Origin of the sequence: Chroococcidiopsis sp. [FACHB-1243], from assembly GCF_014696895.1 — a bacterium.
Classification (GTDB): domain Bacteria; phylum Cyanobacteriota; class Cyanobacteriia; order Cyanobacteriales; family Chroococcidiopsidaceae; genus Chroococcidiopsis.
In genome coordinates this window covers 30,787-55,702 of record NZ_JACJQX010000021.1, presented here as the reverse complement: position 1 = coordinate 55,702, position 24,916 = coordinate 30,787, and the positions used below count along the sequence as shown (strand labels likewise).

Sequence of the window (24,916 nt, the reverse complement as noted above, 5' to 3'; positions counted from 1 at the left end):
CCCTCAAAAATTCGCAGCATCAGAAGCTTTGAGGTCTCCTCTCTCGCTTCGATTGACTGAAGGTAGGCGCTGCTGGAAATAATAGTGGCGCTCACCACGCTCGATCGCAACTAAATCTAAAGATGCTGGCAGTTTAAAAGCATAACAAAATGTTTTCAAAACTGCTGCATACATAAGTCTGCTCTGAGAACCGAGCATTTTTTGTAGTTTTAATCTTGTCTCCCATCCTGATTTGCGGACAGGAGCACAATATTAGTTCGCAAACACCTAATTCACAGACACCTAAAAAGCCTATTTTGCCTGTCATTGGCTTCAAGAAACGCTCTTAGCGACTAATGAGACGACCGCTCCGTTTCAAGTGCTATGCAAAAGAATCGTGGATGCTTCTCAATAATTTTCGCTACTGTCCCATTTGGGAGAGCGAATCAGAAACCCAATGCAGCGCTAGAAAACTTCTGTTAGCTCAATTTTAACTCATGCTTGAGAAAAAGCAATTAATTGGAGAAGTCGTAAGTCGTAAGTCGGAACTAACTGCTCCCTGCTCCCTGCTCCCCGATAACTGGTCACTGTAAAATGAGTTGCTGGCGATGGATGTGGAGCAGTTGGATTTCTTGGCGGGCAGCTTGCTCTAGCATGAACGTGACGTGTTCTGGTTTCAGGTGATTGCCGTCCTGAGAGCAACTACCCGTATAGCGCAAGTTAAAGGTATTGTCTGATTCTCCTGTATCTGGGTTGTGTGGTGGAACTAATTCTAATTCAAATAGGCGATCGCGCAAGTTCACCTGATAAGTTTTCTGAGATTTTGTCGTCTGCTCCCACCAAATTTCAGTTGAATTTTTAATAGTTTCTATCCATTCCTGGCGTTGTGTCGGTGTTGTCGTTTGAGTTGTCGCTATTGTCAGGATGTACTCTGCTCCCGTTAGAGTCTTCATTGCCGCAGGTGCTTTTAAATCGAGCGCGATCGCATCGTATATAGGTATGTCTGTTGGTAACTGGCTGCTCAGTTGTTGCCGAAAAACTGCTGGCTCGACGATTTGAGTTAGTTCAAAATCGACAATCTCTCCACTACTCGTTACTCCCAAAGGAAGAGCCAGCGCTACAGAAATCCTCGGGCTGGGGCTAAATCCGGCTGTAAAGGATACGGGCAATGTGGCTCGTCGGACGGCGCGATCGAACAGGCGCATCAAGTCGAGATGGCTCACTAGCGCCATATCTCCCAGCTTGCCAAACCGGAGGCGCAGTCTTTGAACTTTGGTATTGTTAGGAACGTACTGTCCGGCAAATTGGGAAATTGGTGGTGGTTCGATGACAATGTTGTGACCGAAATCGACTCCACAAACGCCGCAGTGAGAACAACCATCAAAAGAGCAATCAGGGACGGTTGCAGCCTCCATAGCGCGTTGCAGATCTTCCTTGAGCCACTTTTTGTCGATCCCCGTGTCGATGCGATCCCAAGGCAGAGGGCGATCTAGGGAGTCGGGAGTCGGGAAAGAAAGTAGGTTTTGCTCCCTCTGCTTCCTCTGCTCCTCTGCTCCTCTGCTCCCAGCTCGTCCCAGCTCGTCCCTGCTCCCTTGGATCAAATTCCACTCGCCTTGCTCGACTTGACGATACTTCCAGGTTAAGCCAGATTCGGCGATCGCTTGTCCCCAAGCGTTATACGCGCTTTCTACGCTGTCGTACCATGAGTCCATTCCCGCACCCAGTTCCCAAGCGCGACGTAATACGACAGATAAACGGCGATCGCCTCGTCCGATGAAGTCTTCCATTGCCGAGATCCGCACGTCGGTAAAATTAACTTTGACTCCTCTCATGCGCCGAAACTCTTGGCGTAATAATTCTTGCTTGCGCTGGAATTCGCCTGTAGAGACAGAATGCCATTGAAACGGGGTGTGGGGTTTGGGTGTAAAGTTGGAAATTGTTAAATTGAATGCCAAAGGTTTTCTACCTTGGGCGCGACATTCCCTTTGCAGCCATGCTACTGTTTCCGCGATCCCCAAGACATCGACATCTGTTTCCCCAGGTAAGCCAATCATAAAGTAAAGCTTGATTTTGTCCCAACCATGTTCCCAAGCTGTTTTTACACCTCGCAATAATTCTTCATTCGTCAATCCCTTGTTTACGATATCTCGCATCCGCTGAGTTCCAGCTTCTGGGGCAAAAGTCAACCCGCTTTGGCGATAACCTCCCAAAATATTTGCGATATTTTCATCAAAACGGTCTACTCGCTGGCTGGGAAGCGAAAGGGAAATATTTTCATTTTGCAAGCGGTTTTTAATCTCCATTCCTACAGCAGGAAGAGATAAATAGTCGGAACAACTGAGGGAAAGTAGGGAAAATTCATTGTATCCCGTCGCCCTCATGCCCGTTTCAATCGCCTCGACAACCTGCTCCGGTTCTACGTCCCGTGCGGGACGAGTCAGCATTCCTGGTTGGCAAAAGCGACAGCCGCGAGTGCAACCGCGCCGAATTTCGATCGTCAGGCGATCGTGGACTGTCTCGACGTAGGGAACTAAGCCTGTAGAATAAGCTGGGATGGGCGTAGCAACGCGCCGAATTATTTTCTCTGGAACGTCTGGACGATTGAGGTGAATGGAACCATCCATTGCCAGATCGTAAAATCGCGGTACGTAGACCCCTGGGATCTGCGCTAGATCCAGCAAAAGTTCTTCTCGATTTAACCCTGCTGCTTTACCTTCTGCTATGACTAAACCGATCTCTGGTAACAGTTCTTCTCCGTCGCCTAGAGCAATGAAATCAAAAAAATCAGCATAGGGTTCGGGGTTTGATGTCGCCGTCTGCCCGCCTGCAAAAATGAGTGGATAATGAGAAATTAGTAGCTGCTCCCCTGCTCCCAGCTCGTCCCTGCTCCCTGCTCCCTTCCAAGCTTGCCTTTCACGCCAAGTTAGAGGAATACCAGCTAAATCCAACATTTCTAAAATATTGGTAGCTCCTAACTCGTAACTGAGGCTGAAGCCTAAAATATCAAACTCTGTTAACGATCTTCTCGATTCAACAGCAAATAGGGGCGTATGCGTCTCGCGTAGCTTTGCTGCCAGGTCGGGAGCTGGGAGGTAGGCGCGATCGCACATTTGGCGGGGCTGTGCATTCAAAATATTGTATAGAATGACGTGCCCTAGATTAGATGCACCAACTTCATACAACTCAGGATATGTCAGTATCCAGCGTACATCTGCCGATTGCCAACTCTTACGTATAGCTCCTAATTCGTTGCCTAAGTAGCGAGCCGGACGTTGAATTTCAGCCGTTAGTAATGTTTCTACCGCAACTGCCATTTTACGCCTCTCGTGCCAATCCCTGACTTATCACTCTAAAGCTAGCATCAATCGGCGATCGCGTCTGGAAGAACAGTACTTGCTGCTGCGAAACATCAGACAGTCATATATCAAATAGTCATAAATTATTCGCATCTAGCTTCGCGCTAAGCTGCTGTAACCTCTACAGGTGTATCTAGAATTTCAAATACGCTATCTAGTTGAGTCAACTCAAAGATAATCCGAATTGAAGGTGCAACCGAGCAAAGGTGGAAACTTTTTCCGAGCGATTGCGCCACTCTCAATCCATGAACTAATACCATCAGACCGGCACTATCCATTGACTCTACTTGTTCTAGATTGACGACAACAGAGTCGTGTGTTGCCTGTGTAACTTCTGCAGTCAGGTATTGCTGAAAGTCAGCGGCATTCGCTGCATTAAAGTGACCGTTAGGGCGGATTACTGTAGCTCTAGGAGCAGTCATTGTTTGCATCATTAACGCTTCCGTGCAAATTGGTGAAATCGAATGGGGTTAAATTGAATAGGGTGAAATCGAAATCAAATGAAATCAAATGGGTCTATGATATGAGGTATTTTTCCTTTTGTCTTGCTTTTTCTATTTAGCTCTTTTTTACTTAAATCTTAAATATTTATTAAATCGTTCATTGTGATTCCAAGCTACCAGCGTTTCTTCTAAAAAAAAAGTATTTAACTATACCAACGAGAACATCTTCATCAATTATTTACATAGCACTCGATTGATTCAAATTAGCGATTGAAATTCGTACCAATAGAATACCACTCAGCGTAATTTTCCTACTGATTAACCAATTTCACATGCAAAACAATCTTTCGCCAAGCGATTTCGTGCAGTATGGCTGACTTTTGCTGACTTTTTATTGAGATAAATCTCTCGTACATAGCCAGGTTAAATGATTTCTAGATTCTACGATACTCGCATGATACATCAACATCTACCAGATGGTAGAAACCGAGAAGATCGAGCAGTTTGACTTGATTTTTCCAATTTGTGTGACTGAGTATACAGTTGAGTTTAACTCATAGACAGATAGCTTGAGATCCATAACGGTTAATCGTCAGTAAATACTAGTTTAAAGGGTAAATCCCCGCGACCGAAAATTAAGATAATTTGTTCCTCAAATACATATTAATTTTTGATAATTCCGATCCTGAAACATCAGAATTATGAATGTTATTGACCGTGAAGATCGCATTCTGATAATTCGATCTGATTTGCAAAAGACTGATACAACAGCCGATCGCCAATTCTAAGCCATGAGAAATTAACGATAACAACCAAGTTCCCATCGATCGTTAGAAATTACTATAGATTGCATCAGAAATCCAAATGGAAATATGAGAAATTTTTGAGCAGCAGGCAGCGAGTGGCAACCAGCGATCGGTTTCCAACAACCAACAACTAACAACGTCTTCACTTCTCGTCGAGCAGCAAAGCCTGTTGAATGAATTGATGCAATCGTTTGAAGGCAGCCGGATCGTGCTCTAATGGCGGTTCCCAAGCTGACAGTTGCATCAGCAACGGTATCACCTCAGTATCAATTGCCGGACGGAATAAAGAGGGAGGGCAGAGAAGATCGGCTCCAGAACGGAGGTCGAGTAGTGTTGGTGAGATCGATAGCTGCTCATCGTCAAAAAATTCCACGAGTAATAAAGGTCGAAACCACCCAATTTGGCGCGATTCCACTACTTGAATGACTTCAGCATATAGGTGAGTAGCTTGATGGGTTGTACAAACGATTTGTCGCGGTTGAAAGTCACATAAAGAGTTCGTCACAGCTCGCCTCCAGTTCTTCAGTCATGTGCGATCGCTACGGTCGTTGGATTTCGATGCTATAAATATTTAATAAGTTAATCAGTTTCAATCGAGATTTAAACCAAAAGTCGTTAGTCAGAACAAGAGGAGTAAGCAGTGTCCGTCGAAACCCTGGAGCAGCGTTCAACAGTTCGTAAACTCGCACCTCGGTATCGCGTGTTGCTTCATAATGATGACTTTAATCCTATGGAGCATGTGGTGCAGGTATTGATGCAGACTGTACCCAGCCTCACCCAACCACAAGCAGTAGATATTATGATGGAAGCCCATACAAATGGCATCGCTTTAGTCATTACCTGCGCTCAAGAACACGCTGAGTTTTACTGTGAAACCCTCAAAAATCATGGTTTGACCAGTACGATTGAGCCAGATGAGTAAATAGGAAGTCATAAGTCGTAAGTCATAAGTGTAGAATCTTTTACCACTTACTACTCCCCACTCACTACTCACTACTTGCTAATTGTTAAAATTCAATTTTGCCAGAATAGCCCTTTACCCAGCCCCCTTGAGGCTGGTCATTTTTATCTTAGTACTGCTGCTACTATGGTTGCCTGTAGCTGCACCAATTCATTGGTGGGTGGATGACAAAAACTTAGTGAATATTTTCACCTTGCCGTTGCTGTATGGAATATTTATTATCCTGTTGCGGCTGTGGGGAAAGTCTATCTATCGTCAGCCACAGGTGTTACAAGAATATGGTTTAGTTACAACTAGGCAGAATAGGCAGGAGCTACTGATAGGTTTGGGGCTTGGGGTTGCCAGTGTTTTGAGCCTATTTTTGCTAGAAGGCTGGTTGGGTTTGCTATGGTGGCGACAACCCTCTATTTTTTTATGGCGATTTGTCGTTGAAGGGTTAATCGTTGCTCTAGCTTATGGTTTTGCGGAAGAGTTACTTTTCCGGGGATGGCTGTTAGATGAGTTACAGCGAGATTACAATCCTCGGACAGCGCTCTGGACAAATGCTTGCATATTTGCCGCACTGCACTTTATTAAACCACTAGCAGAAATTCGTCGAACCCTGCTGCAATTTCCAGCTTTGGTGTTGTTAGGCTTAACTCTTGTATGGGCAAAACGCTATGGCAAAGGTCGTTTGGGTTTACCAATTGGTCTTCATGCTGGGTTAATTTGGGGTTATTACGCAATTAATGTCGGGCAAATGGTGCAATATAACGATCGCGTCCCAGAATGGTTAACTGGTATCGATCGCAATCCTCTCGCTGGTGGAATGGGAATGTTATTTTTAGGCGCGATCGCTTTGGGCATGAGAAGATTTAGCCACAAGTCGCGTTAATCGTTCTTCTCGTAGGCACGAGCGCTTTTATATCTCTCGATCGAGCCCCAAGTTGTCTGGCATCAATTACGGCTTTTCTTTTGCTCGACTCGTTGTCTTTTTTCTAATAAACGTTGCTGAATTTCTTGACTAGCAAACAAGTTATTCACTTCGCGAAAAACTCGTTCGACGCGCTCATCATGTGTTGGTAAATTAAAGCAAGTTTGTAAATGTTGCTTTTGACTAGTCAGGATTCGAGGTTGTGGCGAGAATTCTGGAAACATAGGACGGCTCTGTATTTCTGTTTGAATACAGCATAAAGATTACACCCAATCACAACATTGCCACTACCTCCATAAGAATAAGAGTTTCTCTATCTAAAGAGTAGTTAGAGATAGTGGAATTCCGACTTACAACTTACAAGCAAGCGCTTAATTCTGAATTCTTATCCTAGTCCTTACTTTTTGGAAAATTGTTGTTGGCTGTCCGACTATGACCTCAAAATGAGCGCGCAAGCGGCGGGGAATGAGTAACAATAGGTAAGCCGCAATAAGTGTCATCACAGTTTGGCGTGGTGATTCTAGAACGATCCGCCAATAGGAAGCTATGGCTTGATGCATCAATTGAATCGCGATCGCGTCGGATTTCCAGCGAATCGCACTCCGAGCTAGATAGCGTAAGTGATACGCTCTCATCACCGCCTCCCAATTCCTATCTAGTTGGGTTGCGTAAGTATGAAATTTGGCAATTAATTGTTCTCCTGCTGCCAATTGTCGATCTAATTGAGCTGAGAGTCCGCTAGAGTGAACGCGATATAAAGTTAAAGCTTCAGGAATTCCTTCAATTTGCCATTTGGTTTGCAATAAGATTCGCAACCACAGATCGACATCGCCGCCAGAATAACGAAATTGTTCGTCAAAGTAGCAGTCTAATGAATATTGGCGAGGTGAAAATGCGATCGCGGCAAAGACTTCCCGTCTGACGACAGCAGCCGAACCGTTGCCTATAGGATTACACCGCATTAGATATGAGGGAGTAATTCCCTTAAGTTTCGGTGTTTGATACGAGCCTAAAAATTTACCTGCTTCGTCGATAAAAGCAGAACGGCTGAAACTGACTCCAACTTCTGCGGAATTAACGAGATGATTGACGTGATGCTCTAATTTATCCCGTCGCCACAAGTCATCACCATCAATAAATGCTAAATAATCTCCTTTTGCTTGCCGAATACCTGCGTTTCTTGCTCCTGGCAAGCCGCGATTTTGTTGGCGAATAATTCTAATTCTTGAGTCGTTAAATTGCTGACAAATTTCTATACTATTATCTGGAGAACCATCGTCAACAAGCAACACTTCAATATATTTATATGTCTGAGACAGCACGGATTCTAGTGTTGCAGCGATATATTTTTCGCTATTGTAAATTAGCACAATTACTGAAACTAATTTCATTCATTCAGCAATCCTAGATAAGATTGGTTGACGCTAAACGCTCCGCTACACTGCGTGAAGACGGTTAACAGTTGATAGTTGTTGGTTGAACTCTACTATGTGTCTTCCTCGTCCCTCGCTTGTGCCTCTCTCCTCACCCCTCATAGTGTTATGAGTCTGACTTGATGCCAGAGTCTTTCTCACTGCTTGAATGACATCTAATTCATCTTGGCGAGTCAACTTTGCAGAAAGCGGCAGACTTACCGTCTGCCGCCCAATTCGCATTGCTTGAGGATAGTCTTCTGGTTGCCAACCAAATCTTTGCTGATAGTAATCGTGTTCTGGAATACTGAGATAGTGTACGCCCACACCAATGTGTTCTGCTGTCATAGCGTTGAGAAAAGTGTCGCGATCGCATCCAGTTTTTTTCTCGTCAATAAGTATTGGATAAAGATGATAAGCATGGCGAGTATGGGTTTCTGGTTCGGTAGGAAGTACCAAGGGTAGATCGACAAAAGCTCGGTTGTAGTGCTGCCAAATCTCTTGACGGCGCTGCCAACGGGGTTCTACTTGCTTCAGTTGATGGATACCAAGGGCAGCTTGTAGATCCATCATGTTGTATTTGAAACCGCTTTCCAGAACTTGATAGTGTTTGTATCCCTCTTCGCTAAACCGCTTCCAAGCATCTTTACTGATACCATGCAAGCTCAACGCTTTGATTCGGGTGGCATCTTCGGAGTTACGGGCTAAAATCATGCCACCTTCGCCCGTGCAAATATTTTTGGTGGCATAGAAACTAAAACAGCCAAAGTCACCAAAAGTACCTGCTTTTTTACCTTTATATTCTGTTTCAATCGCGTGAGCGCAGTCTTCGACGATTTTCAAGCCGTAGCGCGAGGCAAGATTGCATAAAGCATCCATCTCACACGGTCTGCCTGCAAAGTGGACTGGTAGGATCGCCTTTGTTCTAGGGGTAATTTTTGCTTCGACTTGGACAGGATCGATATTCATCGTGACGGGATCGACATCTGCTAGCACGGGTATCGCGCCCACATGAGTAATAGCGTTGACCGTGGCGCAAAACGTCAGGGGACTGGTAATGACTTCGTCTCCTGGTTGTAAGGAAGCCGCGAGTAGGCTCAAGTGTAGTGCTGCACCACAGGAATTCACAGCGATCGCATTATCTGCTCCTTTATATACCCCAAAATCTCGCTCAAACTGAGCTACTTTAGGTCCTGTTCCCAACCAGCCACTTTTGAGCGTTGCGATCGCTTCTTCTATTTCTGCTGCTTCAATAACAGGCGCGCCAAATACCAGAAACTCTTCTTGAGAACGAATAGGACTGTTTGTCATTCAATTTCTTCCATTTCCCAGATGAAATGTGCTACTTGATTCCTGCCAACGAACGAATAAATCCTGCACGCATTAGCTATAGCTTTCTGTATCGACTCCTACTAAATAGGGGTCGTTTTGTTCGGGAACTTGTTCGGGAAATACTGCAATTCTGAATTGAATCAAATCCAGTCGGGCGATCGCTCATCCGAAAACGGCTGCTCGCCATTTCTATTTATTTTTTAAAAATATAAATTTATACTAGCAACCATGCCAAGGCTATAGTACTAACACTACAAAAGTCAAGCTTTAGCGTACCCCAATTCTTCTATTCAAAAAAAGGATAAGCATTATGCCTATCCCCACAAATTTGTTTTCATCACTCCAATTGGTATTTCTAAGACACTAACTGCGTTGGTTGTGGTAATTCTTTGCCTTCTTCTTGCAATTCTTCAACCAACATCTCTAATACTTCCTTAGCATTGGCAAGGGCTGCTTCATAGGTTTCACCATGAGTAGTTGGTTGATTTGTAAAGTTTTGAAATTCTGGCAGATACACCAGATAGCAAGCGTCATCTTCTGACCACTGAATGGTGATTGTATATTTCATTCTCCATTCTCCTTTTCAATTGATTCTAATCTTGCCAAAGCATCTTTAACTTCTTTCTCTTGATATGGTTTAGCATCATCTCCATCATTCCCCGATAAAGTAATCCGGTAGTTAAGAACTGGGTGAAACCATCTGCTATGACTATCTTTACCCCTATTCTTTAACAGAATAAATCCTGCTCGATTTAATATAGTTTTCAGCTCTTTAATTTTCTTAGGCACATGTTTACTTGCTATTGTTCGCCGATCGCTGGTGACTGTTTCACCACGGTTCCCAACAAGCAAGCACCAGCCAAATTAACTCCTACAAGATTAGTTCCTTCTAACTCCGCACACAGAAGGTTAGCACCTGAAAGGTTAGCACCTGCTAAATTTGCTCCCCGCAAGTCTGCTTCTTCTAAATTGGCTTCATTTAACAACGCGCCCTGTAAATCTGCCTGAGTGAGATTGGCTCCTTGTAAATTTGCATTAGAAAAATTGACACCCCGTAAATCTGCTCCTCTGAGATCTGCGCCCTGCAAGTTAGCACTCATCAGGTTTGCGCCACTCAAAAATGCTCCGGCGATCGCGCTTTGGGCTAGTTTCGCGCCCATCAAATTTGCGCCTCGGAGGTTACTACCTCGCAAATCGGCACTTGTCATGTCAGCCTGCATCAAATTGGCTCCCAAAAAATTAGCCCGCAAATCTGCACCGCAAAGCTTGCTACCGAGTAGGTTAGCGCCTTCCAGACGCGATCGTTCTAACTTGGAGCCAGAAAAATCGGTTCCAACTAAGTTAGCCCCTGCCAAATTCATTTCTGCCAGATTTAACCCTGCTAGATCTTCATCCTCTAGATTAGCTCCCGGCAGTTGTTTAATTTTGCCCTCACGCACAGATGTAATATCCACAAATCTCTGTCTCTAAATTTCTACTAATTTCTGTCTATTTAAATGAGCTTTAACCAAAGTTTGATGAGGGCGCAAAGCTATGCACCCCTGAGTCATTCATTACTCATCACTCGCTCCTCATTCCTCGCTCCTCGCTCCTCTTCGATCAGCCACATGCTGCTACTAATTTTGGTGGGGGAGATGGGTAGGGTTAAGCCTTGTTGCATACCGCGCACGAGTAATTCTAGGGTATCTACAAGTTTTGGCTCCCAAGCTTTGCCCTGTTCTTGCTGACATTGAGCGAAAGCAGTTGATAGGGCTTCCTCTCTTGTATGAGATTGGGATAGATGGGTAAAACGCTGCTGAAAATCTGCCACTAAGCCTAAAATTCGCGACTCTAACGGGATTGTCTCCCCAATCAAACCAGCTGGCTGTCCGCTACCATCCCAATGTTCTGAGAAATGATTGATAATTTGGGCGATCGCGCTCAGGCGAGGCATGGTACGCAAAACTTGAGCGGCTGGGATGAGAGGGCAACTGGGGGCTTCGCCATACTGCACGTTGACCGATTGGGGGGCGATGCGATGGAGTAGACTGGCTAGGCGCAGGCGTTTGACCTGCCAAGCGGGAAGATTGAGTAATTGCCCCATAATTTCGGCGATCGCGGCGACTTCTGCGGCGGCGAGGGGGTTGCCCGTATCGGCAAGATCGATCAGTTGTCCTAAGCGGAGGAAGGCTTGTAATTCGTTGGAAACTAAATTGCTATCTAATACCTGGTGATGTTCTATCTGCTTGATGCTATATTCGCTGGTTTGGAGGTAATCGACCACGAGAGAAACGATTGTGTTCAAATCGTCCGGTTCTGTTTGGGAAGTCTCTTGAGCGATCGCCTGGACGTGAGATTTGAGCTGTTGCGCGAGTTCGGGGTTGTAACTGTTAATGTGGGCGATCGCTAGCTCGATTGTTTTCTCTACCCTATCTGGCTCAAACGTCCAAAAACCGTAAAATTTACGCTCTAAATCGATTGTCGGTCTGCCCCCGACTCCGTAATCTGCCTCAGACAACTCTTGACAAAGTACCATTGCCGTGTAGCCAGGGGCAAGAATTATCAAATGCCACTCTTGCGCCACTGGGTCTTCAGGGTTTAACGCCACTAAGTCTACATTTGGTAATTTGCTGGTGGGATGGTCGGCAAAGCCCGTCTCTGGAGCTGCCATAATCACCACATGGCGAGATTTTTGCGCTAAATCATGGTAGCGTTCTGCTTCTTGCAGATACCATTTACCCCGTTGAAAAGCCGTAATGACTAACGGCTGGCTACCAGAAACCAAAATGCAGTCTTCTAGGGCATGACACAGGGCAACCAAGGTATTTTTGTAATAGACACCCAGGTTGAGGGGTCGATTCGTGTTTTCGAGCGCTGATTTGAGCTGTTGTAAGATGGAGCCTTCTAGCATGATTGGTCAGTTGTCAGTTGTCAGTTGTCAGTTGTCAGTTGTCATTGGTCATTTGCAAGAGGAATTTTGACTTTTGACTTTTGACTTTTCGATCTTTACGCCGTTACAAGTTGTTTTTTATCAGTGGTAGTAATAGGGGCGGAAAGGGCTTCTTCGAGAGGGGCGCAGCCGAGGCGTTCCTCTAAGATTTTCATCACTTCGCGTCCGAAGTCGTTGGGGTTTTGTCGCCATGCTTGCAGGCAAACTTCACCAAAGAAGGAACCGAGGGGTTCGGGGTTCCACAATAATTTTTGTACCGTCCAAGGTTTGAGGTTCATCGGATCGTAGTCTGGTTTGAGTACGCCGTTTTTGAAGGCGTATTCTTCTAAATGGGTATGGGGTTGGAGTCCGATAAAGAAAATGGCTGGTTCGACTTTATCAGCGCCGAAGATCCGTTCGAGTTCGCGGTGGTAGGCGATCGTTTGGCGAATGGTTTCGGGGCGTTCGTCAATGACGTTGAAGGAGTAATTGACGGAGACGAGATCGTTGAAGCCTGCTGCTTTTAAGTCGCGGCAATTTTCCAATACCGTGCGCAGGTTATAGCCCATCCGCATTTTCCGCACGAGTTCCTGAGAACCGCTGGTGATGCCGATCTCGAAGTAATTCATCCCCGTTTTTACCATCAGATCGCATAGTTCGGGGGTGAGGTTGTCGGCGCGGATGTATGCTGCCCAGTGGATATCTGTCATGCCTGAATCAACGATCTTTTGCAGCAGTTCGATCGCATCATCGATGAATCTCCGGGCTGGGATAAACTGGGCATCGGTAAACCAGAAATTCCGAATGCCGCGATCGTAAAGTTGTCGCATTTCGGCTACGACTTCATCAGCGGGGTTGATCCGTACCTGTTTGCCTTCCACCACGGTGTAAATGCAGTAGCAGCAATTATGAGGACAGCCACGCTTTGTTTGCACGCCGATATAAAAGTCGGAAGATTGCAAGTAATAGGAAAATTCCGCCCAAATCTTTTCAATATAGTCGTAGTTACAAGCAGATTTTTCTAGCGGTGTTGGCGCTTCGTGGATTAGGCGATCGCGTGGTTGAGTTTCGCCAACAACATAGCAGCGTTCGTTGCTAAAATCTTCGCCTCGCAACAATTTTTCTAGCAGCGTTTCTCCTTCTCCGACAGAAACAACCGTTCCCTGGGGCAAATTATGCTGCAACTGCTCGTAAAATACACTAACTGCACCCCCACCGACTACGGCACGGGCATTTGGTTGGTGTTTCTGAGCGCGTTTTAGCCCGCGTTTAATCAGTCCTTGATTGCGCCAGAGTTCCTTGTAATAGGAAACTGCTAATCGCAGCAATCCGGTTGCACCTCGAAATTTGACTAACGGATTGAAGGCGTAGAAAAACTCAAAGGAATGTTGCAAGGGATTACCACCCCTACCACCTACTGGGGCATAAATCTGAATATCTCGCCAAGAGAATACTAAAAGCGTCGGCTGAAATTCGTCGATACAAGTATCTAAGGCGGAATTAAAGTCGAGTGGTGGGACTGTCCCTAAGTCAAAAATTCGCTGTTCGATTTTGGGAAAAAGCTTGTGAACGTGATCTGCCAAGTAAACAACCCCAATCGGAAATATAGGGTTGCACGGAAGGCGAACGTAGAGAATACGGTTTTCCATCTCGATCGTTTGAGGTTAGAGTTTACCAAGGTTCGAGTAGCAGCGCTGCTTAGTGAAGCTGAGCTAACTCATGTCTAGATAGCTTCCAAGTTAACCCTCAGTCACGAGCCTAAGCGCCCCTAATTAAAGAGATTTCTGAAAATAATTTTCATATAACTTTACGATAACATCGAGCTTGTCTTAGTGGTAGGTCGATCGGAGATAATGAGTTGTCGTAGCTAGAGGCGATCGCTGCCCGATATGACGCGATCGCCTCTAGGATCGCTGAATTTGCGTTACCTCGGCACGATCCCTCAATTGCCGCTCGTGAATAAGTTGGTATTTTGCTCTAACTCATAAATCATTTACAGTCAACTGATTTTGTGCGGTTGAATGCAAAAATCGAATCAAAAATTGATCGGACAATTGGTTGCTAAATCGGAAAGCCAATAAGTTTAACTTCTATCAACTCCTATCTATAGATAGAGGCGACAACAAATTCGAGCTAAGTTATCAGTTGGTAGTAGGAGTTACAACACTCGGGGATCGCTAAGTGTTAGCTTATATGTGTAATTAAATAAGAGCGGCTTTCATGCCCTTAGCTGTTATGGCTCAAATACTAGATTCCCTACCACCCGAACAATCCGACCGACTTCTTTGCTGCTATGTAAACGCAACTAGTAAGATTCAAATTGCTCGGATATCAAATATCCCTAACTGGTATTTTGAACGAGTTGTGTTTCCAGGTCAACGCCTTGTATTTGAAGCGCCACCTAAAGCAACACTAGAAATTCACACGGGCATGATGGCGAGTGCTATTTTGTCAGATAAAATTCCCTGCGAACGCTTGTGCTTGCTAGAAGAAAGCAAAGCGGAAGCACAAATGGATCGTCCAGCAGCGCGATCGGTAGAACAAAAAGATAAACTAAGTCAAAGAAATTTTAAATCCCCTCTTTTAACGACTATTGATTAGATCATCGGTTTAACTAACATTGGAGTCGCTAACTTTAGCGGCTCTATTTTAATAAATGAAAAAATAGTGAATTGAAAAATCAACAAATTCTACCGAAAGGAAGAAAGTAAGTCGCGCGATCGCTACATTTAGTAAGCTATTACTAGAAATAGAATTGCTGCTATTGTATTGGGTCTAAAATAAATTGGATTTACCTTCTTTTTTGTGGTTGTGGAAAATAGCAGCCTGGTCGATGGGTCTGTCGCTACTAGCTTATCTGCTGTTGACCGTAACAGGCTGGCAGATGTTCCAGGCAAGAACAAATTTTCATCCCAGACCTAGTTGGCTGCATTTGCTGCACTATAGTATTGGTGGCAGCATGGTTTTGCTAGTGCTGCTGCTATTAGCAATTGGTGTTGTCGGTACGCTGGGTCATTTTGGTTCCCTCGGTCATTCCCAACACTTGACGGCAGGACTAATCGTGGTAGCATTGACCTTAATGTCGGCAGTTAGTGCAACTTTAATCAGTCCTAAGCGTCAGTGGGCGCGATCGCTCCACGTAGGCGCGAATGCAGTTTTATTCCTTGGTTTTCTCTGGGTATCCCTCACGGGTTGGGTGGTGGTACAGAAGTATTTGCCTTAAAGAGTAATATATCTCGGTTAATAAGCTTCAACCCTTGCAGATCCCCCCAACCCCCCTTAGAAAGGGGGGCTAGTAATACCTTGATTTATCCTGTTTTCAAGGTGTTAGGTTAGGTGATGAGTGTCGTAATAGTTTTAGGCTAATGATAACTTGATTCCCCCTTTTTTAAGGGGGGTTAGGGGGGATCTACGATTATTGCCCTTGTAAGAAAGCTTCTATCGCCTCATTCACAAGTTGAGTCATGGGTTTACCTTGACTCTCAGCAGTAGCTTTTAGCTTTGCGTAGACGGGTTCGCGTAAAGTGATACGACGACGGGCTTTTGCCGCAGTTGCTGCATTAGCGGCTGCTTCCTGTTCGCCATTGCCATCATCTTGCAGGGCAATTTCTGGTTCCAGTGCGCCTTGAAACTCGTATTTGGAGGTAAACTCTCGTAAAGAGTCAAAGCCAATGCGATCGCAAAAATCGCCAAAGCTTTCATTAGGTTGCCGCGATTGTTTGAAGTAAACCAGCAATGGTTCTAATTCTGCCTCCAGGTTATCGAGAGGCAACTTCTCTATATACACTTGCGCCAGCCTCGTTTGGTTAGCATCTGCACCTAACCATAATTGATACGTGTTGGGACCATTGCCAACAAATCCTAGTTCTGCCATATAGGGTCTAGCACAACCGTTAGGACACCCCGTCATCCGCACGACGAAATGTTCTTGTCCTAAGCCCAAGCGATTTAATAACACTTTAATTCGCTGGAGGACGCTTGGCATGATCCGTTCCGATTCAGTTGTTGCCAAGCCACATGTAGGCAAAGCCGGACAAGCCATAGAGTATCTAACCAACTGGCTGATGGCGTTGGGTTCTGGTTCTACACCGTGAGTTACGAGTAGATTTGCGATCGCCTGCTTTTGATCTGGGGCGACATCGCACAAAATAACATTATGGTGGGGTGTCAGTCGCATTGATAAGTTGTACTGCTGCACGATTTCCCGTAAAGCAGTCCTTAACCGAAACGAACCTTCATCCTTGATTCGACCGTTTTCGACCGAAATCCCCAAAAATAACTTCCCATCACCCTGTTCGTGCCAGCCGAGGAAATCTTCATATTTCCATTCTGGTAGAGGCTTGGAAGCTTCTAAAGGCTTGCCCAAATACTTTTCTACCATCGACCGGAATTTATCGACACCCCAGTCATTGATTAAATATTTTAAGCGGGCGTGGCGACGGTCGGTGCGATCGCCGTAATCGCGTTGAGTAGCTACAATTGCTTTGATAGCATCGTATACATCAGCTTTGGTTATATAACCAATTGGGTCGGCTAGTCGGGCAAAAGTTTCTTCCTTACCGTGCGTCCGTCCTAACCCGCCACCAGCATAGATGTTAAATCCTTCTACTTCTTGCTTGTCATTGGTTATGACTACCAAAGTTAAATCTTGAGAAAACAAATCTACGGAGTTATCACCAGGTACGGTGACGCTGCACTTAAACTTACGGGGCATATAGTGCGTGCCGTAGAGTGGTTCTTCGCTATCGTGAAAAACCGTTCCCGTACCATCTTTTTGCCGTGCAGCTACAACTTCAGGGTTTTCTTCCGCACTAATGGCTTTTTCTCCATCTAGCCAAATTTCATAGTACGCCCCAGTTTGTGGTGAGAGCAACTGAGCGACATACTCAGAATATTCCCAAGCATGTTGGTATTCTGGCTTATTTTTAAACGGAGCCGGAGGAGCCATGACGTTACGATTAATGTCACCACAGGCTCCCAGCGTCGAACCCATACTTTGAATTATGGCTGCGATCGCGCTTTTCAGATTTCGCTTCAAAATGCCATGCATCTGAAAGCCTTGCCGCGTGGTGACGCGCAAAGTTTGATTGCCGTATTCTTCAGCCAGCTTGTCCAGAGTCAAATACAATTGAGCTGGTACGAACCCACCTGGGTTTTTCGTCCGTACCATAAATTGGTAGTCTTTCTCCTGACCTTTGATCCGGTTGTCGCGGTTATCTTGCTGATAAGAACCGTGAAACTTAAGAATCTGGATCGCTTCTTCGGTAAAATGAGTTGTATCTTGGAGAATTTCGGTCGCGACTGGTTCCCGCAAAAAATTGCTGCGTTCCTTAATCCCTTCAACTTTGGAAGGCTTGCGAGTTACGGGGGTGGGAGGAGTAGAAGATTTAACCATTAGAGTTGGATGCTGAGTTCACAAAAATATTTCACCGCCGCTCCGGTAAATTCGATAACACCCCTACGGCTGTTTAATCTCCGGTAATTCCGTCGATTTTGTGATGAATAGACTAACTCTATAGATCCTATCACGATCGAAAAGCTGGGGCTGACTCCATTTATAAGAGTAAACAATCCCAGCTTTGAATTGGTAAAGGCGCACAGTCGTGCGCCTTTACCTCAATCGTTAGTTAAAGCGGTAAGCCGCACCAGCTTGAATGCTGACAGCATCGGAATCGCTGTCTCTGTAGGAATCAATACCCCACTTGGCATCACCGTAAACAACCACGTTGCTACCAACTTCAGATTCAGCACCAGCAGTTAGCACGATAGCATCTTTGTTACCTAGAGGCGAAGATTGACCTTCTTCGGTATTGAAGGAGTAACCGCCACCAAGGTATAGGTTAGTATTAGGAGCAACTGGAACATCATATGTTACCAACGGCATCAGCGCGGTTGAATCGCCACCAAATAAAACTGCACCTCTGGCAGAAATAGGCGCGTTTGGAATCGCGAATCGTCCTTGAACGTTGCCACCAACTTTAGAATCGTCATCGTATATGGGGCTATCACCATCGGTAACACCTACGGAAATACCACCACCGAGATAGTTCGCATCCGTACCATTTGTGGTGAAAGTTTGAGCTGAGGCTTTTCCTACAGGAAGAAATGTAGGAATAATAGCCAATGCAGACACAGCAGAAAGAGCGAGAATAGACTTAATTGAGCGTTTCATAAGTAACTCTTGAGCCAACAAAAACTTGTGTATTGTGTGTCGTAAAGATGGCGTTTATGTATCAGACAATCAAATAACGTCTTGACCATTTATTACTGAGTTATTGGCTTGCCCGAAACCTTTGCCGTATCACCTTCACTACAACTAAGGTAGCGATCGCCAATAGCAACTTGCAGCAGATGTAGACTGTTAATAAACTGTCATATTATTTTTATAACAATTGTTCAAAATAAAATTTTCACGCTATAATACAGTCAAATAGATATATATATGGGAACCTTTTATCATAGCTTTCGTTCTAGGTAGAGTGCGTTAAATAACGCACCCTACCTAGAAATAATTAATTCGAGTGTGTTGAAATAGCCGTATTCGTGAAGGCACACGGTCGTGTGTTCTTCTTACAAACAACCATATTGCAACTGCATAGTAACGCTACATTATTTAACAGAAGCAGAAATCCAGTTTAGATAAGGTTGAGAACCTGCCAAAATAGGTAAAGCAATAATTTCAGGAACTTCGTAAGAGTGTAATTCGCGAATTTTAGCTTCTAAGTTAGAAAATTGAGCTAAATCGGTATTGATTAATAATTGCCACTCTTGTTCTTGATTAATTTTTCCCTGCCACGTGTAAACCGACTGTATGGGGAAAATATTGACGCAAGCAGCTAACTTAGATGCTACTAAAGAAGTGGCGATCGCCTCTGCTTCTTATGGCGATCCGGCTGTGACCAAAACTAAACCGTAATTTGCTTTATTCATGATTCATATCAAGATTAATTTTGGCGTAATTGCATTGCGATCGCAACGGACAAATTCCACAACTGGGATTTCTAGCCGTACAAACTCCCGCACCAAAATCTAATAATGTTAAATTCCACCGACTCACATTTGTTTTCGGAGCGACATATTCAGCCGCACTCCACAACAGCTTACAACGAGATTTGACACGATTCCCCTGCAAACCAAAGAATCGCTCTAAAATTCGTGCCACATTAGTATCTAATATTGCTAGCGGCTGCGCAAAAGCATTGGCACAGATAGAGCGTGCCGTATATAATCCAATTCCAGGTAAAGAAAGCAACTGAGCCTCTGATGCTGGAATTTTACCATCATATTGTTCGATAATTACTCGTACGGATTGGTAAAGGCGATCGGCACGGAAATGCAAACCTAAAGGCTTTAGTAAAATCGCAATTTCTGCTACTGATGCCGTTGCCAAATCTTCGAGGGTAGGATATCGAGTCAAAAAAGCTTCATAAATTGGAGCAACTGTATTAGCACCAGTTTTTTGCAGCAAAAACTCAGCGATGAAAATAGCATAGGCATCTGTAGTAGTGCGCCAAGGAAATTCTCGTAGATTTTGAGTAGCCCAACTAGTTAACTGACGACGAAACCACTTAATTTTGTTTGCAGCCAGAAGCGATGTATGATTTTTCAGAGATTGAGCGATCGCGCTTGTCACAACACCAGATTCCTCTCTTTCAAGACAAGACACTTAAACTTTTGCCATCGTTCCAAATGAGAAACAATCTTGCGCAACAAGCAACTCTGTAAATAGAGACACGACATAGCGCGCCTCTACAAACATCTAACTAGACGACAAAGAATAGACTCGTCCATCAAATAGCAGGCGAGTAATGCCCTTAGACTGGAGTTGAGAACGAGTTTTTTGCAACATCCGACTATCAGGGACTTTAATCACGCGATCGCGTTTGCTAGAAAATCGCCGCGCTACCCGATGGTTGTCAAATATCGGTAGAGTTTTTTGTTGGACTTCTTGCACGGGAATTTGTCCCAAATCGCCAAAATCCCTCAGCGGTCGCGTAATTAATTCTGCCATGCGATCGATCACGATGTAACATGTTCTCGGCAGCATTGCTTCTGATAAGGGTAACACCCTGACGAAGCTTTCGACGGGCAATCGCCTTCTAATAACTGGTGTTGTCTCTTCCTCGAAATCGTCGTCGTCGTCTAGATCTTCTAAATCTTCTAAATCTTCTAGATCGTCATCCTCATCATCTTCGTCTTCATCTTCATCGAGCAATTCTTCTCCTACCATAATTGCTGCAATCTCGCTAGCCTCTGCGCTTACCTCCTCGCGCACTTCTTCTTCTACAGGTAGGGAAGGGTTACTAAGTAATTCTAATTGTTCCGCTAGCGGTTCGATTTCTGCTCCAGTCTTCGCTGTCGAACGCCGTTTTTTAACAGGTTTGGGGGTAAGGGCTTCAATAGCTGGTTCGGGTTCAGATATTGTTTTTAGTATGGGTGCTTCTAGGGTGGGTGAGGGTACTTCTACCACAGGGGAAGCGATCGCTGCTACCTCTTCTCTCTCTGCTCCCCCAGGAGTCCGAGCCGCCCGTTTAGCTGCAATGAGCGTTTCATACTCATCTTCTGGCAAAGTCACTTTTAAGAAGCGACTAATCGTAGAGTTGCTCACTCCATAGCGATCTGCTAGCGTTGATGTTGTCTCTCCTGTATTGCGATACAAATCCAAAATTTCTGTTCTGTCAGCTTCCGTTAATTTTTTGACCGTCATACTCCAGTTTCCCCTCAGCCCGCTTCTCAACGCCAGAATTGGCGATTGCGGCTCGATATTCACTCTCGTCTCTACAGCACCAATGGCAAAAGTGGTTTTAGGTTAAGCCCGATCGAGCGCCCACCAATTCCAGCCAGAACACTGCTGCATTCAATTTTAGCGGTACTTTGTTTGTCATTGGTAATTGGTAATTGGTAGTTGCTCCCCTGCTCCCTATTCCCTGATAACTGATAACTGATAACTGATTTATAATTTTCCAGTAACTCTGAGGCTGTTGACTAGTGCTAGCCATTTATCCTGGTAGCTTCGATCCAATTACCTTGGGACATCTCGACATTATCGAACGCGGTTGTGAGCTATTCGATCGCTTAGTCGTTGCCGTGTTGCGCAATCCGAATAAAACACCTATGTTCACCGTGCAAGAACGGCTAGAACAAATTCGCCTCACCACTCGTCATTTACCTAATCTGGAAGTTGATAGTTTTGATGGTCTAACCGTCAATTACGCCCAAATGCGACAAGCTAAAGCTCTCATCCGTGGTTTACGAGCAATTTCAGACTTTGAAGCTGAATTACAGATGGCTCACATCAATAAAACGCTATCATCTGAAATTGAAACTGTTTTTTTGGCGACATCAAATGAGTACAGTTTTTTAAGTAGTAGTGTGGTGAAAGAGATCGCTAAATTTGGCGGTTCCATCGACCATCTAGTCCCACCACACATTGCTCGGGATGTTTACCGATGCCAAGCCAAAACTCACCCAATCTAGAGCCTGAAGAGAATAGAGGCTTTCCGCCGCTAGCAGATGCTGCCGATCTAGGTAGCGGAGAAATTCAGCAGGAATTGGCTCGGCTAGAAGAAATAATTCTTTCTAGTCCCCATATTCCTCTGACGCGCAGAACACTAGTAGATGAGGAGCAGTTGCTAGATCGAATCGATCTGATTCGATCGCTCCTACCAACTGTGTTACAACAAGCACAAGCGATCGTCGCGCAAAGACAAAACATTCTCTTGCAGGCAGAACAAGAAGCCGATGAAATTATTCAGACGGCACAGACACAAGCAGCCCAGATTGTCGATCGGACGACTATTGTACAACAAGCTGACCTCTCAGCTAGGCAACTCCAGCAGCAAGTTCAACAAGAGTGCTTATTAGCGCAAGAAGAAAATCTGCAACAAATCGATCGCCTGCGTCAAGAAGCAGAACGGCAAATCGAGCGGATGCGGCAAGAGGCAATTATGGAGGCAGAGGATATTCTACGCGGTGCGGATGATTATGCCGATGCTGTCCTTAATAGCTTGGAGCAGCAACTGACAGAAGCACTCCGCATCATCTACAACGGACGACGGCAGTTGGAACCAGATGAAACACAGCAGCGGAAATCCGCTTGAATCAGTTATCAGTGAAGAAAGGGAGCAGGGAGCAGGGAGCGCACGAGCAGTTAATTTCGGCTGACGACTTACGACTTACCTATTGCTTTGCCTTCAGCTAATAATTTCGGTCGTAAATATAGGTTTTCTAATAATACTGATGCTCCGGCAATCCAGGGTGGCACGATCACGGCTCCTAGAATGCCGAGAACTTGAGTTCCCCCTAAAACCGCTAGTAGTTGATAGAGCGGATGGACTTGGACGGAGGAACCAACAAGTAGGGGATCTAGGACGTAGGTTTCTAGGTTCTGGACGACGATAAACAACAACAATACCCACAAAAACGTCCAGCCACCTTGGGAAATAGCGACAACTAAAGCCGGAATTACACCTAAGATGGGTCCGAGGAAAGGAATTAAATTGGTAAATCCAGCGATCGCTCCTAAAGCTAGGGCAAATTCTGATAAACCTAAAATTCCCAAACCGATTGTAATGGCAACGGATAAAATTGCTGAAACCAAGACTCGACCTTGAATGTATCCTCCCATACGACGGGCGATTGGTTCGACTTGCTCGGCAAGACGATCGTTCCACGGTTGGGGAAATAAATTGACTAAACCTGAAATTAAATTTTCCCTACCAGCAACCATATAGCCTGAAAGCAAGAACGCCAGAATTAAGTTAAATATTCCGCCTAAAATTCCGGTGGTGATGTCGTAGGAACTGACTAATAATTGTTGACCAGAACGAATTACCCACCCCGTTAATGCTTGCAGGTCAAAAAACTGCTCGATCTCCGATTCAGTGATTCCCAATTTGAGCGCGAATTGTTCTACCAGTCCGACAAGATTGTCGATATAAACCGGCAGTATTCTCACCAAAGTTTCAATCTGAGCGATCAGGGTAGGACCGACAAGTAAACCGACTCCAGTTAAGCCAGCCACTAAAGTGAGATATACGCCAATGACTGCCAGCCAACGAGGAAACCGCAATCTTTCTGCTATGTTGACAATAGGCGCGATCGCGGCTGCTAAAACAACAGCAATCATTAAAGTTACTAATAAGCCTCGGATTTGCCACAACAAAATTGCCACAAAAACGGTGGCAACGAGGAGCAGCAAGTTAGATACAGACAACAAAGGACGATTTAGTTGCGATGCCATCGCGTACCATCACGACTATCAATTACAGTGATTCCGCGAGCCTGTAGTTCGTCGCGAATGCGGTCTGATTCGGCAAAATTCTTTGCTTTTCTAGCAGCTTGCCTTTGTTCCAGCATAGCTTCAATTTCTGGATCGCTTAAACCGTCATTAGTCGTAGTGTCGGCTTCTGGTGCGGCAGTAAATCCTAAAACCTCAGCTAAAGTCACCAAAGTATACCACTGGCGTTGTAATTCCTCCGGTGGAGTTTCTGTCTTGCCTTGGTGTACCAATAGATTACCTTCCCGCGCCAATTCCTTTGCTAAGGGTTGCAACACAGCCAATCCATTTGGGAAGTTGAAATCATCATTGACTGCCTGTTTAAATCTTTGTACGACTTCAGGGATGAAATTGTCTTCAATTCCGAATTCCGAAGTCAAGCAGGCGGATGACGAGGTTTCCTCGTCATTAAAGCCGCGTCGAATTCCGAATTCTAATTGTTTGCCATATTGATGTCCAAACAACAATCCCTCTCTGAGGGTATGCCAGCCATTGGTAGCCGCCGCGATCGCTTCGTCGGTAAAATCTATTGGTTTGCGGTAATGTGCTTGTAGGACGAATAACCTAACTGCCATCGGATCGGTGGGGCGATCGAGTAACTCGCGAATCGTGATAAAGTTGCCCAGGGATTTAGACATTTTTTCCCCGTTGACCTTCACCATCCCGTTGTGCATCCAGTAATGGGAGAGGGTTTTGCCCGTAACGGCTTCGCTTTGGGCAATTTCATTTTCGTGGTGGGGGAAAATTAAATCTGCGCCCCCTGCATGAATGTCGATCGTATCACCCAGGCGATCGCGCACCATTGCCGAACATTCAATGTGCCACCCAGGGCGACCTGCACCCCAAGGTGATTCCCACGCTGGTTCCCCTGGTTTAGCGGCTTTCCACAGAGCAAAATCAAATGGTTCTTGTTTTTTTCTTCCTTCTGGGTCTTCTGCGTCTACGCGCCCGCTAGCGCCCGCTTGCATGTCTTCTAATTTGCGTCCCGACAACTTTCCATATTCGGGAAACTGTTTGACAGCGTAGTAGACATCGCCATCTGCGGGATAGGCATAGCCTTTTTGTTCTAATTCAAAAATTAGCCTTTGGATGCCATTCATCGTATGCGTAGCGCGGGGATAGGCATCGGCTTCTTTGACATTCAGCCGCGTCATATCCTCAAAATATGCTTGGATATAGCGTTCGGCTACGGCTTCCATTGAGGAATTTTCTTGACGGGCGCGGTTGAGAATTTTATCGTCAATATCAGTAAAATTCTGAATGTACGTGACTTCGTACCCTAGAAATTGCAGGTAGCGCCGCACGACATCCCAGATAACACAAGCGCGTGCATGACCCAAATGGCAATAGTCGTATACTGTTACGCCACAGTAGTACATTTTGACTTTGCCTGGTTCGACAGTCTCAAATGGTTCTTGATGACGAGTGAGAGTGTTGTAGATTGTCAGGGTCATAACAGGGCAACTATGTTTTTAGCGATCGCGCTTTTTGCACGATGGTCACTAAATCTCATGTTAAACCGTTTGGA

The 24,916-nt window shown here is 45.1% G+C and carries 26 protein-coding genes; 6 read left to right on the top strand and 20 right to left on the bottom strand.

The window, feature by feature from the left end; translation table 11 throughout:
* Nucleotides 1-3: 3 nt before the first annotated feature.
* The 4 genes from H6G17_RS16760 to H6G17_RS16745 form a co-directional block, all read right to left on the bottom strand.
* Nucleotides 4-174: a hypothetical protein gene (locus H6G17_RS16760; RefSeq protein WP_015156311.1), complete on the bottom strand. Its 171-nt coding sequence runs from the start codon at nucleotides 172-174 to the stop codon at nucleotides 4-6.
* Between the two features lie 389 nt (nucleotides 175-563).
* On the bottom strand, nucleotides 564-3,293 hold the full coding sequence (locus H6G17_RS16755) for a TIGR03960 family B12-binding radical SAM protein (RefSeq protein WP_192159056.1): 2,730 nt from the start codon (nucleotides 3,291-3,293) through the stop codon (nucleotides 564-566).
* Between the two features lie 146 nt (nucleotides 3,294-3,439).
* Nucleotides 3,440-3,769, bottom strand: coding sequence for an STAS domain-containing protein (locus H6G17_RS16750; protein ID WP_192159054.1), 330 nt, complete (start codon nucleotides 3,767-3,769; stop codon nucleotides 3,440-3,442).
* Between the two features lie 957 nt (nucleotides 3,770-4,726).
* Nucleotides 4,727-5,089, bottom strand: a complete 363-nt coding sequence (locus H6G17_RS16745) for a hypothetical protein (protein WP_192159052.1) — start codon at nucleotides 5,087-5,089, stop codon at nucleotides 4,727-4,729.
* Nucleotides 5,090-5,224: 135 nt separating this feature from the next.
* Between H6G17_RS16745 and clpS the strand changes: the two genes are divergently transcribed.
* Both clpS and H6G17_RS16735 read left to right on the top strand, forming a co-directional pair.
* Complete coding sequence (clpS, locus tag H6G17_RS16740) at nucleotides 5,225-5,506, top strand: ATP-dependent Clp protease adapter ClpS (RefSeq protein ID WP_015156315.1); 282 nt, start codon at nucleotides 5,225-5,227, stop codon at nucleotides 5,504-5,506.
* 127 nt (nucleotides 5,507-5,633) lie between these two features.
* The gene (locus H6G17_RS16735; RefSeq protein WP_242038436.1) at nucleotides 5,634-6,419 is read left to right on the top strand and encodes a CPBP family intramembrane glutamic endopeptidase; all 786 of its coding nucleotides are present in this window, start codon (nucleotides 5,634-5,636) and stop codon (nucleotides 6,417-6,419) included.
* Between the two features lie 62 nt (nucleotides 6,420-6,481).
* Here the strand turns inward: H6G17_RS16735 and H6G17_RS16730 are convergent, their stop codons facing one another.
* The 8 genes from H6G17_RS16730 to H6G17_RS16695 all read right to left on the bottom strand — a co-directional run bounded on the left by H6G17_RS16730 (nucleotide 6,482) and on the right by H6G17_RS16695 (nucleotide 13,759).
* Nucleotides 6,482-6,682 (bottom strand): hypothetical protein, encoded by a 201-nt coding sequence (locus H6G17_RS16730; protein ID WP_192159048.1) that lies wholly within the window; start codon nucleotides 6,680-6,682, stop codon nucleotides 6,482-6,484.
* A gap of 147 nt (nucleotides 6,683-6,829) precedes the next feature.
* Nucleotides 6,830-7,849, bottom strand: coding sequence for a glycosyltransferase family 2 protein (locus H6G17_RS16725; protein WP_192159046.1), 1,020 nt, complete (start codon nucleotides 7,847-7,849; stop codon nucleotides 6,830-6,832).
* A gap of 45 nt (nucleotides 7,850-7,894) precedes the next feature.
* Entirely contained in the window at nucleotides 7,895-9,181 is a 1,287-nt protein-coding gene (locus tag H6G17_RS16720; RefSeq protein ID WP_192159044.1) for a DegT/DnrJ/EryC1/StrS family aminotransferase, read from the bottom strand.
* A 376-nt stretch (nucleotides 9,182-9,557) separates the two neighbouring features.
* Nucleotides 9,558-9,770, bottom strand: coding sequence for a type II toxin-antitoxin system HicB family antitoxin (locus H6G17_RS16715; RefSeq protein ID WP_192159042.1), 213 nt, complete (start codon nucleotides 9,768-9,770; stop codon nucleotides 9,558-9,560).
* Complete coding sequence (locus H6G17_RS16710; RefSeq protein ID WP_192159040.1) at nucleotides 9,767-9,991, bottom strand: type II toxin-antitoxin system HicA family toxin; 225 nt, start codon at nucleotides 9,989-9,991, stop codon at nucleotides 9,767-9,769. The genes H6G17_RS16715 and H6G17_RS16710 overlap by 4 nt, the downstream gene beginning before the upstream one ends.
* 11 nt (nucleotides 9,992-10,002) lie before the next feature.
* On the bottom strand, nucleotides 10,003-10,656 hold the full coding sequence (locus tag H6G17_RS16705) for a pentapeptide repeat-containing protein (protein WP_192159038.1): 654 nt from the start codon (nucleotides 10,654-10,656) through the stop codon (nucleotides 10,003-10,005).
* 92 nt (nucleotides 10,657-10,748) lie between these two features.
* Entirely contained in the window at nucleotides 10,749-12,092 is a 1,344-nt protein-coding gene (locus H6G17_RS16700; RefSeq protein ID WP_192159036.1) for a DICT sensory domain-containing protein, read from the bottom strand.
* A gap of 95 nt (nucleotides 12,093-12,187) precedes the next feature.
* On the bottom strand, nucleotides 12,188-13,759 hold the full coding sequence (locus H6G17_RS16695) for a photosystem II high light acclimation radical SAM protein (RefSeq protein ID WP_192159034.1): 1,572 nt from the start codon (nucleotides 13,757-13,759) through the stop codon (nucleotides 12,188-12,190).
* A gap of 586 nt (nucleotides 13,760-14,345) precedes the next feature.
* Between H6G17_RS16695 and H6G17_RS16690 the strand changes: the two genes are divergently transcribed.
* Complete coding sequence (locus H6G17_RS16690) at nucleotides 14,346-14,711, top strand: DUF1830 domain-containing protein (RefSeq protein WP_347276441.1); 366 nt, start codon at nucleotides 14,346-14,348, stop codon at nucleotides 14,709-14,711.
* Between the two features lie 184 nt (nucleotides 14,712-14,895).
* Nucleotides 14,896-15,333, top strand: coding sequence for a DUF4079 domain-containing protein (locus H6G17_RS16685; protein WP_192159030.1), 438 nt, complete (start codon nucleotides 14,896-14,898; stop codon nucleotides 15,331-15,333).
* A gap of 192 nt (nucleotides 15,334-15,525) precedes the next feature.
* Here the strand turns inward: H6G17_RS16685 and sir are convergent, their stop codons facing one another.
* The 6 genes from sir to H6G17_RS16655 form a co-directional block, all read right to left on the bottom strand.
* Nucleotides 15,526-17,505, bottom strand: a complete 1,980-nt coding sequence (gene sir / locus H6G17_RS16680) for a sulfite reductase, ferredoxin dependent (RefSeq protein WP_192159028.1) — start codon at nucleotides 17,503-17,505, stop codon at nucleotides 15,526-15,528.
* A gap of 228 nt (nucleotides 17,506-17,733) precedes the next feature.
* Complete coding sequence (locus H6G17_RS16675) at nucleotides 17,734-18,282, bottom strand: outer membrane beta-barrel protein (RefSeq protein ID WP_192159026.1); 549 nt, start codon at nucleotides 18,280-18,282, stop codon at nucleotides 17,734-17,736.
* A 437-nt stretch (nucleotides 18,283-18,719) separates the two neighbouring features.
* Nucleotides 18,720-18,977 (bottom strand): divalent-cation tolerance protein CutA, encoded by a 258-nt coding sequence (gene cutA / locus H6G17_RS16670; protein ID WP_347276440.1) that lies wholly within the window; start codon nucleotides 18,975-18,977, stop codon nucleotides 18,720-18,722.
* Nucleotides 18,978-19,032: 55 nt separating this feature from the next.
* Nucleotides 19,033-19,743 carry an A/G-specific adenine glycosylase gene (locus tag H6G17_RS16665; protein WP_192159157.1) on the bottom strand — a complete coding sequence of 237 codons (711 nt, stop codon included), beginning with the start codon at nucleotides 19,741-19,743 and terminating at the stop codon, nucleotides 19,033-19,035.
* Between the two features lie 126 nt (nucleotides 19,744-19,869).
* Nucleotides 19,870-20,817 carry a helix-turn-helix domain-containing protein gene (locus tag H6G17_RS16660; RefSeq protein WP_192159024.1) on the bottom strand — a complete coding sequence of 316 codons (948 nt, stop codon included), beginning with the start codon at nucleotides 20,815-20,817 and terminating at the stop codon, nucleotides 19,870-19,872.
* Between the two features lie 97 nt (nucleotides 20,818-20,914).
* Complete coding sequence (locus H6G17_RS16655) at nucleotides 20,915-21,109, bottom strand: hypothetical protein (protein ID WP_041462581.1); 195 nt, start codon at nucleotides 21,107-21,109, stop codon at nucleotides 20,915-20,917.
* On the opposite strand from H6G17_RS16655, the gene coaD reads away from it, so the two are divergent.
* Both coaD and H6G17_RS16645 read left to right on the top strand, forming a co-directional pair.
* The gene (coaD, locus tag H6G17_RS16650) at nucleotides 21,099-21,587 is read left to right on the top strand and encodes a pantetheine-phosphate adenylyltransferase (RefSeq protein WP_192159022.1); all 489 of its coding nucleotides are present in this window, start codon (nucleotides 21,099-21,101) and stop codon (nucleotides 21,585-21,587) included. The two genes, H6G17_RS16655 and coaD, sit on opposite strands and share 11 nt — an antisense overlap.
* Nucleotides 21,560-22,210, top strand: coding sequence for a DivIVA domain-containing protein (locus H6G17_RS16645; protein ID WP_192159020.1), 651 nt, complete (start codon nucleotides 21,560-21,562; stop codon nucleotides 22,208-22,210). Before coaD ends, H6G17_RS16645 begins: the two co-directional genes overlap by 28 nt.
* Nucleotides 22,211-22,278: 68 nt before the next feature.
* On the opposite strand, the gene H6G17_RS16640 is transcribed toward H6G17_RS16645, so the two are convergent.
* Both H6G17_RS16640 and cysS read right to left on the bottom strand, forming a co-directional pair.
* Entirely contained in the window at nucleotides 22,279-23,352 is a 1,074-nt protein-coding gene (locus H6G17_RS16640) for an AI-2E family transporter (RefSeq protein WP_192159018.1), read from the bottom strand.
* Entirely contained in the window at nucleotides 23,337-24,842 is a 1,506-nt protein-coding gene (cysS, locus tag H6G17_RS16635) for a cysteine--tRNA ligase (RefSeq protein WP_192159016.1), read from the bottom strand. The genes H6G17_RS16640 and cysS overlap by 16 nt, the downstream gene beginning before the upstream one ends.
* Between the last annotated feature and the right edge of the window lie 74 nt (nucleotides 24,843-24,916).

What these genes read in the sequence shown, in the direction of transcription:
- H6G17_RS16675 (WP_192159026.1), bottom strand. Translation starts at nt 18,282, where the DNA reads ATGAAACGCTCAATTAAGTCTATTCTCGCTCTTTCTGCTGTGTCTGCA.
- H6G17_RS16715 (WP_192159042.1), bottom strand. Translation starts at nt 9,770, where the DNA reads ATGAAATATACAATCACCATTCAGTGGTCAGAAGATGACGCTTGCTAT.
- H6G17_RS16750 (WP_192159054.1), bottom strand. Translation starts at nt 3,769, where the DNA reads ATGATGCAAACAATGACTGCTCCTAGAGCTACAGTAATCCGCCCTAAC.
- sir (WP_192159028.1), bottom strand. Translation starts at nt 17,505, where the DNA reads ATGGTTAAATCTTCTACTCCTCCCACCCCCGTAACTCGCAAGCCTTCC.
- H6G17_RS16645 (WP_192159020.1), top strand. Translation starts at nt 21,560, where the DNA reads ATGCCAAGCCAAAACTCACCCAATCTAGAGCCTGAAGAGAATAGAGGC.
- H6G17_RS16700 (WP_192159036.1), bottom strand. Translation starts at nt 12,092, where the DNA reads ATGCTAGAAGGCTCCATCTTACAACAGCTCAAATCAGCGCTCGAAAAC.
- H6G17_RS16690 (WP_347276441.1), top strand. Translation starts at nt 14,346, where the DNA reads ATGGCTCAAATACTAGATTCCCTACCACCCGAACAATCCGACCGACTT.
- H6G17_RS16730 (WP_192159048.1), bottom strand. Translation starts at nt 6,682, where the DNA reads ATGTTTCCAGAATTCTCGCCACAACCTCGAATCCTGACTAGTCAAAAG.
- H6G17_RS16720 (WP_192159044.1), bottom strand. Translation starts at nt 9,181, where the DNA reads ATGACAAACAGTCCTATTCGTTCTCAAGAAGAGTTTCTGGTATTTGGC.
- H6G17_RS16660 (WP_192159024.1), bottom strand. Translation starts at nt 20,817, where the DNA reads ATGACGGTCAAAAAATTAACGGAAGCTGACAGAACAGAAATTTTGGAT.
- H6G17_RS16760 (WP_015156311.1), bottom strand. Translation starts at nt 174, where the DNA reads ATGTATGCAGCAGTTTTGAAAACATTTTGTTATGCTTTTAAACTGCCA.
- H6G17_RS16655 (WP_041462581.1), bottom strand. Translation starts at nt 21,109, where the DNA reads ATGGCTAGCACTAGTCAACAGCCTCAGAGTTACTGGAAAATTATAAAT.
- H6G17_RS16640 (WP_192159018.1), bottom strand. Translation starts at nt 23,352, where the DNA reads ATGGCATCGCAACTAAATCGTCCTTTGTTGTCTGTATCTAACTTGCTG.
- H6G17_RS16695 (WP_192159034.1), bottom strand. Translation starts at nt 13,759, where the DNA reads ATGGAAAACCGTATTCTCTACGTTCGCCTTCCGTGCAACCCTATATTT.
- H6G17_RS16725 (WP_192159046.1), bottom strand. Translation starts at nt 7,849, where the DNA reads ATGAAATTAGTTTCAGTAATTGTGCTAATTTACAATAGCGAAAAATAT.
- H6G17_RS16755 (WP_192159056.1), bottom strand. Translation starts at nt 3,293, where the DNA reads ATGGCAGTTGCGGTAGAAACATTACTAACGGCTGAAATTCAACGTCCG.
- cysS (WP_192159016.1), bottom strand. Translation starts at nt 24,842, where the DNA reads ATGACCCTGACAATCTACAACACTCTCACTCGTCATCAAGAACCATTT.